Here is a 13,591-nt window from a genome sequence, read left to right on the forward strand (position 1 = left end):
TAACAGGTGTGATATGCAACAACTAACTTCATTAACCAACCAACGTGGGGCGAGCGTTACCACGATTATTGTCGGTTTGGCGATGGCAGGTATCATCATCAAGCTGGGACTTGGGATTATTCCTGCTTATGTTGGTGACTATCAATTCACCAAATTGGTGGCAGGCGAGCTTAAAAAAGCCAATGATGCCAAGCAAAACGAGCGTCAGTTCATGCAGAGCTTATCTCAGCAGTTGTCTATCAATGCCAACTATAATACCAAGCCAGAAGAAATGATTGTTTTTACCAACAAAACCCCTGGGGCGTTGGCGGTCAAAAGCCAATACGAAGTAGAAAGTAATTTCTATGGCGAGACCTTTATTGTCAATCGATTTGAAAAAGAGATTACCGCAGCCGATGCTAAGTAAGAGTTATGTCTAAACACACCACATTGCCGACACACTTTACCAGCTTTGAGCAGGGCTACCCTGTTCTTTGTTCAAAATTGGGCTACACCTTTAACGACCCCAATTTACTTAGACGTGCCTTAACACACCGCTCGTATGACCCTAAGATGAGCTATGAGCGGTTGGAGTTTTTGGGCGATGCCCTTTTGGGAGCGGTGATTGCCGAGGCGCTGTTTACCTTTTTTCCCCGTCATGATGAGGGCAAGCTGACCCGTATGCGTGCTACATTGGTACGCCAAGAGACCCTTGTGCAAATTGCCGAAAAACTGGAGCTGTCATCTCATCTGATACTGGGCGTGGGCGAGCGTAAAGGCGGTGGGCGACACCGTGCCAGTATTTTGGCTGATGCGGTGGAGGCGATTTTGGCGTCCGTGTATTTAGACAGTGGCGACATTGAACGGGTGAAAGGCTTGGTTAAATGCTGGTATGAGACCTTGATTGGTGAGATGGGCGAAGAAAAAGTGCTAAAAGATGCCAAATCTCGCCTGCAAGAATGGCTTCAAGGCAATAAACTGCCCTTGCCGACTTATACGCTCATGGATACCATTGGCAACGCCCCCAATCAAACCTTTGTGGTGGCATGCACCGTTGCTGTGGCGGACTGTACGCCCATTACCGAGACGGGCGAGAGCAGACGTATTGCCGAGCAAAAATGTGCCGAGCGGATGATAAATCAGCTCAATAAATTAGAAAAGCCTAAGGCGTTATAAAGCATATTTTAAAAATTGAATAGGTAGGGGCAATTCATTCGCCCAAAAATCAGTGCTTTTATATAGGGCAAATGTAATTTGCCCCTACAAATCCACAATCTCAAAAAATAACACCAATCATCACCCATTTTCAACCATTCATATTTTAAATTCCCAAACCAACCGACATGTACAAATACTATTTGCCCCGCCTGTGTTGTCGTTATATAATGACAGCATTGCCCTTATTTTGAGAATTTAGGAAAACCATGACAAACGCACACGACCAAAACCAGACCAATAACGAAAATACCATTTCCGCCTTTTTCAATGACAATCCCACGCCTGTGATTTCTGATGACTTTAAAGCAGGGTTTGTGGCGATTGTCGGTCGCCCCAACGTGGGCAAATCCACGCTCATGAACCATTTGCTTGGACAAAAGTTATCCATTACAAGCCGTAAACCACAGACCACACGCCATCGCATTCATGGCATTTTGACCAACGACACTTGTCAAATGGTGTTTGTGGACACCCCCGGCATTCACACCAAAGAAGTCAAAGCAATCAACGAGCGTATGAACAAAACTGCCGTGTCCGCCTTATCGGATGTGGATTTGGTGCTGTTTGTGGTGGACAGTGTCCAGTGGCGAGAGGACGACCTTTTGACCCTTGAAAAACTGTCAGCGACCAATCTGCCTGTGGTGCTTGTCATCAACAAAGCCGATACCATTAAAGATAAATCCAAACTTCTGCCCTTAATTGGCGAATACCAAGAAAGTTTTGATTTTGCCGACATTGTGCCTGTCTCTGCCTTGCGTGGGCATAACTTAGATAGGCTTATGGACGTAATCACAGGCTTTTTGCCGACCCGTCCGCCCATTTTTGACCCCGAGCAGATTACCGACCGCAGTGAGCGGTTTTTGGCGAGCGAGATTATCCGTGAAAAAATCATGCGAACGTCTGGCGATGAAGTGCCGTACGATTTGACCGTGCAAATTGACACCTTTAAAGACGAGCCTGCCCACAAAGACCCCGAGACGGGCAAATGGCGACGTGCGGTAACGTTTATTGATGCGACCATTTTTGTGGAGCGGGCAGGGCAAAAAACCATTGTCATCGGCGACAAAGGCTCACGCATTAAGCAAGTCGGCATAGAAGCCCGTCAAGACATGGAAAAGCTGTTTGACAAAAAAATCATGCTCACCTTATGGGTCAAAGTCAAAAAAGGGTGGAGCGATGATGAGCGGGCGTTAAATAGTTTGGGGTATTAAATTGGGCTTTTAAAATTTGCCAATGTGGGGGCGAATTGCAATTCGCCCTTGATAAATCCATCACTGATACAAAGTTGAGAATAGAGCCCCTTTATTTTGATACATGTCATTTAACAAGGAAGACGTTCATCACAAGGAAAACCCATGTTCCACACCCTAAAACAGGCTTGGGCAAAGCACCGCCTACCTGCAAGCTCCCCTTATCTGCCCCTATACGAACCGCACCCTGATGAGCTTGTCAGTTTTGATTGTGAGACCACGAGCCTTAATGTCAAAGAAGCTCATATCATCTCCATCGGAGCGGTTAAGATTCGGGGCAATCGCATTTTGACAGACGAGAGCTTTTATGTGCTGGTTAAACCCGAAGGCATCATGAGTGCTACCAATGTAACGATACACGGACTTCGCCCCAAAGATTTAAAGGACGGACTGGACATCGAGACAGCGATTAAGCAGTTTTTGGCATTTGTCGGTGGGCGGACGCTTGTGGGTTATTTTTTGGAATATGACGTGGCGATGGTCAATAAATTTTTAAAACCAATGGCAGGGATAACCCTACCCCAAAAACAAATAGAAATATCAAGGATTTACCACGCCCAAGAAACTCGCCATAAATATTATGACGCCGAAATTGACCTAAAAATGGCAACGATGGTAAACGCCCTAGGCATTCCTGACTTGCCACGCCATGACGCCCTAAATGATGCCATCAACGTGGCGATGATGTATTTGGCTCTTAGGCATCGCAGGGTTTGATGACAGCCATTCTTTTTATTAACAAAAAAATTTTGTATAGACTATTGCAATTGCTCACAGTTGTGCTATTCTAAATCAAGGTGTAAGAAACACCTGTAACTTGCAAGGAAGCAATGAATTATTCAAGGGAGAAAACCCATCAAAATCTGCTTTCTTTGCTTTTTTACCAACTTTGGAGAAAGCAATGTCAGAAACTTCAAATAACACTCACACCACAACAAACACCCCGCCACCCAATGCCCCAGCAGATGCCCAAAGCTATTGGCGTGCCAACGTGCGTATCATCATCGGCTGTTTGGTCGTTTGGGCGGTCGCCTCGCTCGGTTTTGCCATCTTACTGCGTCCTGCTTTGATGGGCATTAGCTTTATGGGAACGGATTTGGGGCTGTGGTTTGGGCAGCAGGGGGCAATTTTGACCTTTGTTGCCTTGATTTTCTTTTATGCGTGGCGAATGAATAAATTGGACAAACAATATGGCGTTGAGGAGGACTAAGGATGAGTCAATTTGCCATTAACTTGATTTTTGTGGGGCTGTCCTTTGCCCTGTATTTTGGGATTGCCATTTGGGCAAGAGCAGGCTCTACCAAAGAGTTCTATGTCGCAGGTGGCGGTGTTCACCCTGTCGTAAACGGCATGGCGACAGGGGCGGACTGGATGAGTGCCGCATCCTTTATCTCGATGGCGGGCATGATTGCGATGGGCGGTTATGCAGCGTCCGCTTATCTTATGGGTTGGACGGGCGGATTTGTACTGCTTGCTTTGCTCCTTGCTCCCTATTTGCGTAAATTTGGTAAATTTACCGTGCCCGACTTTATCGGCGACCGTTTTTATTCAAAACCTGCTCGCTTGATTGCGGTGGTCTGCCTTATCCTAGCGTGTACCACTTATGTCATCGGACAGATGACAGGGGCAGGCGTGGCTTTCTCTCGCTTTTTGGAAGTGGATAAAAACACAGGGCTTATCATCGCTGCCATTGTCGTATTGTTCTATGCGGTACTTGGCGGTATGAAAGGCATTACCTATACGCAAGTGGCTCAGTATGTCGTTTTGATGATTGCTTATATCGTTCCTGCGATTTTTATCTCTCTAAACATTACAGGTAATCCTATCCCTGCCCTTGGTATGTTTGGCACGGTAGAAGGCGGTGAGACCATGCTTGCCAAGCTCGATGGCTTGATTACCGACTTAGGCTTTGCCGCTTATACCGCTGATGTGCCTGATAAGCTCAATATGTTCTTATTGACTTTATCGCTTATGATTGGTACGGCAGGTTTGCCCCACGTTATTATCCGCTTTTTTACGGTAAATAAAGTCTCGGACGCTCGCTCGTCAGCAGGTTGGACATTGGTATTTATCGCCTTGCTATACACCGCTGCCCCTGCGGTGGGTACGATGTCTCGCATGAATTTGGTGGATACTGTATATCCAAACGGCACTCAATCTACCCCCATTGAGTACGAAGCTCGCCCTGAGTGGATGAAAAACTGGGAACAAACAGGTCTTTTAAAATTCGAAGACAAAAATAATGATGGCAAAATTGACTACTATAACGACAAGTCAAAAGACGAAGCCTTCCTTGCTGCCGCCGAATCCAAAGGTCTAAAAGGCAATGAGCTTGACGTAAACAACGACATCATGGTACTTGCCAACCCTGAGATTGCCAACTTGCCACCATGGGTCATCGGTCTTATCGCGGCAGGGGGTATTGCTGCTGCTCTATCTACCGCCGCAGGTCTACTGCTTGCTATCTCGTCTGCCATCTCGCACGACCTTATCAAGATGGTCATCAAACCTGACATTAGCGATAAGGGCGAACTCAATGTCGCTCGCGTCTCAATGATTGTGGCGATTGCGATTGCAACATGGCTTGGCATGAATCCCCCTGGGTTTGCCGCCCAGACGGTTGCCCTTGCCTTTGGTATTGCAGGTTCGTCCTTGTTCCCTGCACTCATGATGGGTATTTTCTCAAAACGCATCAACGACAAAGGAGCGGTGGCAGGCATGCTGGCAGGTCTTATCGTAACGTGCGTGTACATTTTCCTATTCAAAGGCTGGTTCTTTATCCCTGGTACTAATATGCTTGCCGATGACGCATCAGGTTGGATTATGGGGATTAGCCCACTAGGCTTTGGTCCAATCGGGGCATTGATTAACTTTGTGGTTGCCTTTGCGGTATCGTACATGACTGCACCGCCATCACAAGAGATTCAAGACTTGGTTGAAAGCGTGCGTTATCCAAAAGGAGCAGGTGCTGCTGTTGACCACTAATCGGCTCTTACCAAAAACTGCTTAAAATCTCGGTTTTAGGCAGTTTTTATATGGATTTGATTTATAATGATAAAAATTTGGGTGTTGTTTAATACGATAATGTTGAGTTTAGACACTGTGTGTATAGCCAAACAAATTTGAAATAAGACAAGGAAAACGAACGAAGTTGTACAAGTAGTACTACTACGAGCGAGTTTGACGCAGTATTATTTCAAAGTTGGCGGAATATAACTCTGTTTTTTAAAATATATTTTAAGGAAAAAACATGATGTTTTGGGACATTACGGCAATGATTTTTGCAGGCTTTTTATTTGCAGGGCTTGCCATGCCGATTAAGATTTTTTACAAAAAAACGCCAAAATGGTTCATTCCCATCATGGCAGGGCTTGGTATGATGAGTTATCAGGTGTACAGCGAATACCGATGGTTTGGCGATACCAGTGCCAAACTGCCCGATGGAAGCATGGTGGTGGCAAGCGTACCAAAGACAACGTGGTTTCGTCCGTGGTCGTACGTTAAGCCCCAAGTGTTTCAATTTGTGGTGCTAGATACCGCCAATGTTGTCAGCCTTGATGAAACAACCAAACAAGCTCAGGTGTATTTTTTTGAAAGACGCTTACCTGCCCAAAAATTGGACGTGTTATTTGACTGTAAAAAGGGCGTGCAAAGTTATGTGATAAATCGGGATTTTAGCCGTCTTAATTGGCAAAAATTGGACTATACCGATAAGGCGGTAGGGCTGGTGTGTCGCTAGGCTGGGGCAAAAAAGAGGAGGGGGAACCAAAAGTATTGTTGATTTTGCCGAAAAATCCATGGCTAAACGACTCGCCATTGAAATGTGGGTTTTAGAATTTGTAGCATTCATCAATGGCAGGGGCTTGGCAAAACCTAGCCCCTGCCCATCATCAAATCACGGTGTTTTGGCAGGTGTTGACGTATCAGCCACAGGCACATCTAGGCGTAGTTGGTCACGGGCTTCTTGTTGGGCGTGATAGCCCAGTGCCAAGCTTGTGCAGAAAAATATGGTGGCAAGGATGGCGGTGGTGCGAGTTAGAAAGTTTGCCGAACCTGCCGCCCCAAACACCGTGCCTGCCGTTCCAGAGCCAAAACTTGCCCCAGCATCCGCCCCTTTGCCGTGCTGAATGAGTATGAGACCTGATAAGGCAATGGCGACAATGATATGAATGGCTAAGATAAATGTAAACATGGTGTTCTCGTTATTTTGATTGGCTAAATGCGTGGATAATGGCGGTAAAGCTGTCGGTTTTCAAGGACGCTCCACCGACCAATGCCCCATCTATCACGTCCGATTTGGCAAAGTTGGGGGCGTTTTTGTCATTCACGCTACCGCCATATAAAATGGGGGTGGTCATACCAAATGCAGTCAATTCGTCTTTGATAAAATGGTGTGTTTTCTCAATTTCATCAAAAGTTGGGGTAAGCCCCGTGCCAATTGCCCAAACAGGCTCATAGGCGATGATAAGTTTGGCAATATCAGCATCTGCTTGATTTGCAAACGCCTTTAAAATGGCTAATTGGTTTTTTAAAACCCCAAAGGTCTCGCCACGCTCGTACTCGTCTTTGGTCTCGCCAATGCAGTAGATGACCGATAAGCCGTGGGTAAAAGCGTTGGCGATTTTGGCGGATAAAATCTCATCGCTCTCGCCATGATATTGACGGCGTTCGCTATGCCCCACAAGGGTAAAAGTTGCCCCAATATCCGCCACTTGGCAAGCTGATACATCGCCTGTAAATGCCCCTGTTTCTGCTGTCTTATAGGCGATGTCTTGCACGCCAAGCAGGATACCGTCCGCCAAAGCTGATTTGACAGCCGATAAATGCACAAGGCTCGGCACCACGCCCACAGTACAGCCATCATTGGCAGGCAGGCTTGTGGCAAGGGCGGCCGCGTCTGATACGGTGGCAGGGTTTAACTTCCAGTTGCCGATGACGTATTTTTGACTCATGGGGTTTCCTTTAACTCTATTGTAATTTTAACCTAACAGCATATTATAGCAAATATTCCCCAAAAAATCAGCACACAAATGATGGGCGGTATTATTGGCGGTGTTTTTCCGATAATCCTAAAACTTCGCCCTTTGAGTAAAATTTTATGGCAAAAGCACAGCAAATTTTGTATTTTTGGAGTAAAATAAGCAAAAATATATGCAATTTTCACGCCAATTTTTATCTGATGACACATTTCTTTTAAAATTTGTCGCTCATTTGATTTTAATAAACATTGGCAAATGATTTAGGAAAATATTATGTCCGCTCCGAATTTTGGTGGTTTGGCACACATTTTGGTGTCAAATAGCTTGGTTGCCCCCGAAGCCATGACCAAGGCTCTGACCGAAGCCCAGCAGCAAAGCATGGCGATTGTGCCATATTTGGTAGAAAACAAAGTTGCCCCTGCAAATAAGATTGCCAGTCTGCTTGCTCATGAATTTGGCGACCCATTATTTGACCTAAATGCACTGTCTCCTGATGCGGTCAATAAAGAGCTGGTTGATGAGAAAATCATTAATCAGTATGGGGCATTGCCACTCTTTAAACGGGGTAATAAACTTTTTGTGGGCTTGTCTGACCCCACCCGTCTAGATGCCATTGATGCCATCTCCTTTAACGCCAAGCTGACTGTTGAGACCATCGTTGTCGAAGAAGACAAGCTCAAAAAGATGATTGAGAATGTCTACTCAGGCGGTGGCGGACTGGGCAACCTAGGCGATGTTGACCTGTCAGGGGACTTTGATGGTGGGGCAGGTGATGAAGACGATGAAGGTACTGACGTCAATTCAGGCGGTGGTGAAGATGCCCCTGTCGTTAAGTTTGTCAATAAAATGCTCCTTGACGCCATTCGTATGGGGGCGTCGGATTTGCACTTTGAGCCGTATGAGAAGTCTTACCGTGTGCGTTTTCGTGTGGATGGGGTGCTCCAAATCATTAATCGCCCACCAGTACAACTGGCAGGTAAAATCGCCGCTCGTCTTAAAGTCATGTCGCAAATGGATATTTCTGAACGCCGAGCTCCCCAAGACGGTCGTATTAAGCTAAAAATCTCCAAAACAAAAGCCATTGACTTTCGTGTGAACTCCTGTCCGACGCTCTTTGGCGAAAAGCTCGTACTGCGTATTCTTGACCCGTCATCGGCGATGCTTGGTATTGATGCACTCGGCTATGAGCCTGACCAAAAAGAGCTGTTCTTAGAAGCTCTTGATAAACCTCAAGGCATGCTCCTCATCACAGGCCCGACAGGTTCGGGTAAAACGGTCTCGCTCTATACTGGTCTTAACATCCTAAACACGCCCGAGACCAACATCTCTACCGCCGAAGACCCTGTGGAGATTAACTTAGAAGGGATTAACCAAGTCAACGTAAACCCCAAAGTGGGTCTCACGTTCGCTTCCGCCCTAAAAGCGTTCCTGCGTCAAGACCCTGACATCGTCATGGTCGGTGAGATTCGTGATTTGGAGACTGCGGAGATTGCCATTAAAGCCGCCCAAACGGGACACATGGTATTATCCACCCTGCACACCAACTCCGCTCCTGAGACCTTGACCCGTCTGCGTAATATGGGCGTGGCATCGTTTAACATTGCCACATCGGTAAACTTAGTGATCGCCCAGCGTCTGGCTCGCCGTCTGTGCAAAAACTGCAAAAAGCCGACCAACGTACCTAAGCAGAGCCTGCTAGAAATGGGCTTTACCGAAGAAGACCTTGCCAACCCTGATAACGTCATCTATGAGCCTGTGGGCTGTTCTGAATGCCGTGAAGGCTACAAGGGGCGTGTGGGTATCTATGAAGTCATGAAAATCTACCCAAGCATTTCACGGATTATCATGGAAGATGGCAACGCCATTCAAATCAAAGACGAAGCGATGAAACACGGTTTTCGTGATTTGAGACGCTCGGGCATCATGAAAGTCTTACAAGGTACGACCAGTATCCAAGAGATGTATCGGGTAACTTCTGAATAACATCGCTTAAACAAAAGCCCTTGTATATTCAAGAGCTTTTGATTGATAAAAACAGGGTAAAAAATAAGGGCAATCACGCCCTTATTTTTTGATTATTTACCAGCCTTTGACCACACCGTCTTTAAATTGGTTTTTGGCTTCGGCTTCTACTTCATCAGACTGATAGGCTTGAACGAAGTTTTTGATGGCGTCCGAGTCTTTGTTGTCGGCACGGGCAACGATGATGTTCACATAAGGCGAATCTTTGTCCTCAATAAACACACCGTCATTAGCGGTTAGACCCACTTGACCTGCATAAGTGTTGTTCACCACCGCCAAATCCACGTCATCTAAGGCACGAGCGGCGATTGATGTATCCACTTCTTTGATTTTAAGTTGTTTGGGGTTCTCTACGATGTCAAGCGATGTTGAGAATAAGTTGGTGTTGTCTTTTAGCTTGATAAGCCCTTGTTTTTCAAGTAAAATGAGTGCACGGGCTAGGTTTGACGGGTCGTTTGGCACTGCCACGATAGCACCGTCTTTAAGTTCGCTTATGCTTTTGATTTTCTTAGCATAGCCCGCCAGTGGATATACAAAGGTATTGCCTACGATGACCAGATTGTCCAGCTTTTTCTCTTGGCTGTCTTTGTCAAGATAAGGCTTGTGTTGCATGGCGTTGGCGTCTAGGTCGCACTTGGATACGGCGGTGTTGGGTAGAGCGTAGTCGTTGAATTCAACGTATTCTACCACCAGACCGTATTTTTCTTGGGCGACTTTGGCGGCCACTTCGGCAACTTTATGTTCAGGGCCGCTCATCACGCCCACTTTGATTTTGTTGGGGTCGCCAGCAGGGCAAGCGGTTGCCGTTGTGGTTTGGGTGGTTGTGTCGGTTTTGGTGTCGGTTTGGGCAGGTTTGTCGCCACCACAGCCGACTAGGGCAATGCCTGATGCTAAGGCACACAGACCAAAAAATTTGTTTGCTTTCATAAGGGTTCTCTATTTAAAAGGGCTGATATTTATCTGTTTGTCAATTTAAAATCATTTAACTTTAAAATGCACCAATAAGATTTTTACTTAAAAGGTGCGTGGTACGCACCCTACCATACTGCTGTTTGTCAATTTAAAATCATTGAATTTATCAAATGACAAAATCATGACAACAATAAATTTTAGTATATTAAAGCAAAAAATTAGCCAAACTTCAATATGAATTTTGGCTAAAATTTTGACAAAAGGTTATGCCATTTTGGTATATCACCTATGGTCAAACCGCTCGGCAAGTATATCCCCTGCCTTTTGGCATATCATAACAATCGCCACGATAATGACGGTCGCTATCCATTTGACATAGACCATACCACGATGTTCGCCATAGCTGATAGCAAGATTGCCCAGACCACCACCGCCCACCACGCCTGCCATGGCTGAGTAGCCGATGAGCGAGACGAGCGTGAGCGTTATGGCGTTGATGAGTATGGGTAGGCTTTCGGGGAAGTAGTATTTGGTGATGATTTGCCAGTTGGTCGCCCCCATGGCATGAGCCGATTCGGTCAAGCCTGTGGGGATTTCTGCCAAAGCATTGGCAGTAAGCCTTGCCACAAAAGGAATGGCGGTCATGGCAAGTGGCACAATGGCGGCGGTCGTGCCGAGCGTTGTCCCCACAATCAGGCGAGTAAAGGGCAATAAAATAATGAGCAAAATGATAAACGGTACTGACCGCCCCACGTTGATAACCACGTCCAATATGGCAAATAAAGGCTTGTTCGCCAAAATCCGCCCCTTACCCGTCAAAAACGCCAAAAATCCAAGCGGTAGCCCCACCAGCACTGATATGGCGGTAGAGACCAACCCCATATAGACCGTCTCGTAAGTGGACTTATAGACCATTTGCCACATTTGGGGGGTCAGCTCGCTCATAAAGCCTTGATAAATCTCATGCCACATAGCCTAACACCTCAAATCCAACATGATGTTCTGTAAAAAACGCCAACGCCTCCACGCACGCCGTCCGCTCCCCAATCATTTGGCTTATGGTTATGCCAAACTTGACACCGCCCACATAGTCCATTTGTGAAGTCAAAATGTTAAACGCCACGCCAAATCGCCGTGTCGCCTCCGAAAAGAGCGGGCTGTTCACCGTTTTGCCACTAAATTCAAAGCGTATCACAGGATAAGTGCCGTCCGTCTCATGGGCGTGCAGGCGTGCCAAAAATTCATCAGGTAGGCTCACATGAAAAGTCGCCTTGATAAAGTCATGAGCAAGCTCGGTTTGGGGATTGGCAAAAATCTGCCCCACCGTGCCTTGCTCCACCAACACGCCCTTGTCAATGACCGCCACTTTATCGCAAATGCGTTTGACCACGTCCATTTCGTGCGTGATGAGCAGTATGGTAATGCCAAGTTCGCTGTTGATTTTTTTTAATAAATCCAAAATCGCCCCTGTCGTGGCAGGGTCTAAGGCACTGGTTGCTTCGTCGCAAAGTAGCACCTTGGGGTCGGTTGCCAACGCTCGGGCAATGGCGACACGCTGTTTTTGACCGCCTGATAGGCTAGACGGATAGGCGTGATGACGCTCGGATAAACCCACTAGGTCAAGCAGGGAGCTTACCTTTTCTTTGATGATGTGTCTGGGTGTGCCAGACAGTTCAAGGCTTAAAGCGACATTATCAAACACCGTGCGAGATGAGAGCAGGTTAAACTGCTGAAAAATCATGCCGATATGACGGCGAGCCTTGATAAGGTCAGCGTTGTCTAGGTTCATCAAGTCCACACCGTCCACAAACACGTGTCCTGTCGTGGGGCGTTCCAAAAGATTGACACAGCGAATGAGCGTGGATTTGCCCGCTCCGCTGGCTCCAATCACACCAAAAATCTCGCCCTTTGCCACCGTCAAATCGCTCGGTTGTAGGGCGGTAAAGGTCGTGGGTTTGCCGTCTTTTTTTATGGCGAAAGTTTTGCTAACGCCTTGTAATCTTATCATAATGGGTAAATTTGGGGAAATTGGTTATTATAGCATGGATTGGGCGAGTGTTATGGCAAAAATTGATGAATTGGTAGGTTTGTGATAACAATTGTCATGTTGATGCTTGCTTGCTGATATCAAAAACATCAGTGTCAATTTTTAAAGAAGCTTTCATGTGGTAGACTGTCCAAAATTTACGCAAAATTACATTTTACCGAACGCATTCGCACAACCACGACAGTTGCAACAATATAGTAACATTTTTAAAATTTCTAGGGTAAATCACGCACAAGACTGCCGATGATTTTACATTTTGTGGCTATCACACGCCCCAAAAATCCCCTATCATACATCCATCGCCAACGATAGATGAATACTAAATGAATGCTTGATATCTGTTGAGCTAATAAGCATGAATGACGTAACATGGTTGGTGCCGTGGGTAAAGCTAATTTTGGATGATTTTAATGATGATTTGCTAGGTTGTTATGTTAGTTTAAATAATGAATAAAATCAACGTTAAATGAAAATAGAGTTTCACTTCGCCCAAATCAGTAATAACCAAGTAACAAACCCATTTTTAATAAGGAATTCATCATGAGCAACTATGACAATATCGACCGTGACGTTGTAAAAAATATGTCCGATGAGACTAAAGCAGACCTAAACGCTGACCCAATCACAGGCGAGCCAGGTTCACACCCAGTGGGTACGGCAGTCGGTGGTCTAGGCGGTGCAGCCGCAGGGGCAGCCATTGGTGCATTGGCAGGTCCACTAGGGGCGCTTATTGGCGGTGCCGTGGGTGCAATCGTTGGTGGTGGTGCAGGCAGTGCCGCAGGCGAAGCTTTTGACCCAACCATTGAAGAAGCCTACTGGCGTGCTCACTATGCCACATCGCCCACTTATGTAGCAGGCTATGATTATGACCGTGACTACCTACCTGCTTATGCCGTAGGTTATGCTAACCGCCCACATTATCCTGCTGATGCTCGCTTTGAAGATCATGAAAATGATTTGGAGCGTTCATGGAATGAAGTTAAAGGCGAATCACGTTTGGCGTGGGAACAAGCCAAACTTGCTGCTCGTGATGCATGGTATCGTGTAAAGTACTAAGAAGTGCTAAATAATAAGTTAAATTTGCCTGATTAATTTTAATTGGGTTCATAAAATAAAACCACTTAAATGCTCTGCATTTAGGTGGTTTTTTTGTGCTGTTTTATCATTGTAAATTTTGGTTATTG

The 13,591-nt window shown here is 46.1% G+C and carries 14 protein-coding genes; 9 read left to right on the top strand and 5 right to left on the bottom strand.

The window, feature by feature from the left end:
* Positions 1 to 13: 13 nt before the first annotated feature.
* The 7 genes from K941_RS0102715 (at position 14) to K941_RS14540 (ending at position 6,186) form a co-directional block, all read left to right on the top strand.
* Positions 14 to 406: a DUF4845 domain-containing protein gene (locus tag K941_RS0102715; RefSeq protein ID WP_029102404.1), complete on the top strand. Its 393-nt coding sequence runs from the start codon at positions 14 to 16 to the stop codon at positions 404 to 406.
* A 5-nt stretch (positions 407 to 411) separates the two neighbouring features.
* Positions 412 to 1,155 (top strand): ribonuclease III, encoded by a 744-nt coding sequence (rnc, locus tag K941_RS0102720; RefSeq protein WP_029102405.1) that lies wholly within the window; start codon positions 412 to 414, stop codon positions 1,153 to 1,155.
* Positions 1,156 to 1,403: 248 nt separating this feature from the next.
* Positions 1,404 to 2,408: a GTPase Era gene (era, locus tag K941_RS0102725; RefSeq protein ID WP_029102406.1), complete on the top strand. Its 1,005-nt coding sequence runs from the start codon at positions 1,404 to 1,406 to the stop codon at positions 2,406 to 2,408.
* Between the two features lie 144 nt (positions 2,409 to 2,552).
* Positions 2,553 to 3,164, top strand: coding sequence for a 3'-5' exonuclease (locus tag K941_RS0102730; protein ID WP_029102407.1), 612 nt, complete (start codon positions 2,553 to 2,555; stop codon positions 3,162 to 3,164).
* A gap of 184 nt (positions 3,165 to 3,348) precedes the next feature.
* On the top strand, positions 3,349 to 3,657 hold the full coding sequence (locus tag K941_RS14535; protein WP_051225824.1) for a DUF4212 domain-containing protein: 309 nt from the start codon (positions 3,349 to 3,351) through the stop codon (positions 3,655 to 3,657).
* A 2-nt stretch (positions 3,658 to 3,659) separates the two neighbouring features.
* Positions 3,660 to 5,432 (top strand): sodium:solute symporter family protein, encoded by a 1,773-nt coding sequence (locus K941_RS0102740; RefSeq protein WP_029102408.1) that lies wholly within the window; start codon positions 3,660 to 3,662, stop codon positions 5,430 to 5,432.
* Positions 5,433 to 5,697: 265 nt separating this feature from the next.
* Positions 5,698 to 6,186 carry a hypothetical protein gene (locus K941_RS14540; RefSeq protein WP_051225826.1) on the top strand — a complete coding sequence of 163 codons (489 nt, stop codon included), beginning with the start codon at positions 5,698 to 5,700 and terminating at the stop codon, positions 6,184 to 6,186.
* 156 nt (positions 6,187 to 6,342) lie between these two features.
* Here K941_RS14540 and secG read toward each other — a convergent pair whose 3' ends face one another.
* Positions 6,343 to 6,639 (bottom strand): preprotein translocase subunit SecG, encoded by a 297-nt coding sequence (secG, locus tag K941_RS0102750; RefSeq protein ID WP_029102409.1) that lies wholly within the window; start codon positions 6,637 to 6,639, stop codon positions 6,343 to 6,345.
* Positions 6,640 to 6,649: 10 nt separating this feature from the next.
* Complete coding sequence (gene tpiA / locus K941_RS0102755) at positions 6,650 to 7,399, bottom strand: triose-phosphate isomerase (RefSeq protein WP_029102410.1); 750 nt, start codon at positions 7,397 to 7,399, stop codon at positions 6,650 to 6,652.
* A gap of 300 nt (positions 7,400 to 7,699) precedes the next feature.
* Between tpiA and pilB the strand changes: the two genes are divergently transcribed.
* Complete coding sequence (gene pilB, locus K941_RS0102765) at positions 7,700 to 9,409, top strand: type IV-A pilus assembly ATPase PilB (protein WP_029102411.1); 1,710 nt, start codon at positions 7,700 to 7,702, stop codon at positions 9,407 to 9,409.
* A 96-nt stretch (positions 9,410 to 9,505) separates the two neighbouring features.
* Here the strand turns inward: pilB and K941_RS0102770 are convergent, their stop codons facing one another.
* From K941_RS0102770 to metN, 3 genes are all read right to left on the bottom strand, one after another.
* Positions 9,506 to 10,375 carry a MetQ/NlpA family lipoprotein gene (locus K941_RS0102770; RefSeq protein ID WP_029102412.1) on the bottom strand — a complete coding sequence of 290 codons (870 nt, stop codon included), beginning with the start codon at positions 10,373 to 10,375 and terminating at the stop codon, positions 9,506 to 9,508.
* Positions 10,376 to 10,642: 267 nt separating this feature from the next.
* The gene (locus tag K941_RS0102775; RefSeq protein ID WP_029102413.1) at positions 10,643 to 11,332 is read right to left on the bottom strand and encodes a methionine ABC transporter permease; all 690 of its coding nucleotides are present in this window, start codon (positions 11,330 to 11,332) and stop codon (positions 10,643 to 10,645) included.
* Positions 11,322 to 12,368, bottom strand: a complete 1,047-nt coding sequence (gene metN / locus K941_RS0102780; protein WP_029102414.1) for a methionine ABC transporter ATP-binding protein MetN — start codon at positions 12,366 to 12,368, stop codon at positions 11,322 to 11,324. The genes K941_RS0102775 and metN overlap by 11 nt, the downstream gene beginning before the upstream one ends.
* A gap of 579 nt (positions 12,369 to 12,947) precedes the next feature.
* Between metN and K941_RS0102790 the strand changes: the two genes are divergently transcribed.
* Positions 12,948 to 13,463: a hypothetical protein gene (locus K941_RS0102790; RefSeq protein ID WP_029102415.1), complete on the top strand. Its 516-nt coding sequence runs from the start codon at positions 12,948 to 12,950 to the stop codon at positions 13,461 to 13,463.
* Positions 13,464 to 13,591 lie beyond the last annotated feature (128 nt).

The sequence above is a fragment of the Moraxella caprae DSM 19149 genome, assembly GCF_000426885.1.
Lineage (GTDB): Bacteria > Pseudomonadota > Gammaproteobacteria > Pseudomonadales > Moraxellaceae > Moraxella > Moraxella caprae.

Bases quoted from the DNA above. Each gene is read 5' to 3' on its own strand.
- K941_RS0102715 (WP_029102404.1), top strand. From the start codon at position 14: ATGCAACAACTAACTTCATTAACCAACCAACGTGGGGCGAGCGTTACC.
- rnc (WP_029102405.1), top strand. From the start codon at position 412: ATGTCTAAACACACCACATTGCCGACACACTTTACCAGCTTTGAGCAG.
- era (WP_029102406.1), top strand. From the start codon at position 1,404: ATGACAAACGCACACGACCAAAACCAGACCAATAACGAAAATACCATT.
- K941_RS0102730 (WP_029102407.1), top strand. From the start codon at position 2,553: ATGTTCCACACCCTAAAACAGGCTTGGGCAAAGCACCGCCTACCTGCA.
- K941_RS14535 (WP_051225824.1), top strand. From the start codon at position 3,349: ATGTCAGAAACTTCAAATAACACTCACACCACAACAAACACCCCGCCA.
- K941_RS0102740 (WP_029102408.1), top strand. From the start codon at position 3,660: ATGAGTCAATTTGCCATTAACTTGATTTTTGTGGGGCTGTCCTTTGCC.
- K941_RS14540 (WP_051225826.1), top strand. From the start codon at position 5,698: ATGATGTTTTGGGACATTACGGCAATGATTTTTGCAGGCTTTTTATTT.
- secG (WP_029102409.1), bottom strand. From the start codon at position 6,639: ATGTTTACATTTATCTTAGCCATTCATATCATTGTCGCCATTGCCTTA.
- tpiA (WP_029102410.1), bottom strand. From the start codon at position 7,399: ATGAGTCAAAAATACGTCATCGGCAACTGGAAGTTAAACCCTGCCACC.
- pilB (WP_029102411.1), top strand. From the start codon at position 7,700: ATGTCCGCTCCGAATTTTGGTGGTTTGGCACACATTTTGGTGTCAAAT.
- K941_RS0102770 (WP_029102412.1), bottom strand. From the start codon at position 10,375: ATGAAAGCAAACAAATTTTTTGGTCTGTGTGCCTTAGCATCAGGCATT.
- K941_RS0102775 (WP_029102413.1), bottom strand. From the start codon at position 11,332: ATGTGGCATGAGATTTATCAAGGCTTTATGAGCGAGCTGACCCCCCAA.
- metN (WP_029102414.1), bottom strand. From the start codon at position 12,368: ATGATAAGATTACAAGGCGTTAGCAAAACTTTCGCCATAAAAAAAGAC.
- K941_RS0102790 (WP_029102415.1), top strand. From the start codon at position 12,948: ATGAGCAACTATGACAATATCGACCGTGACGTTGTAAAAAATATGTCC.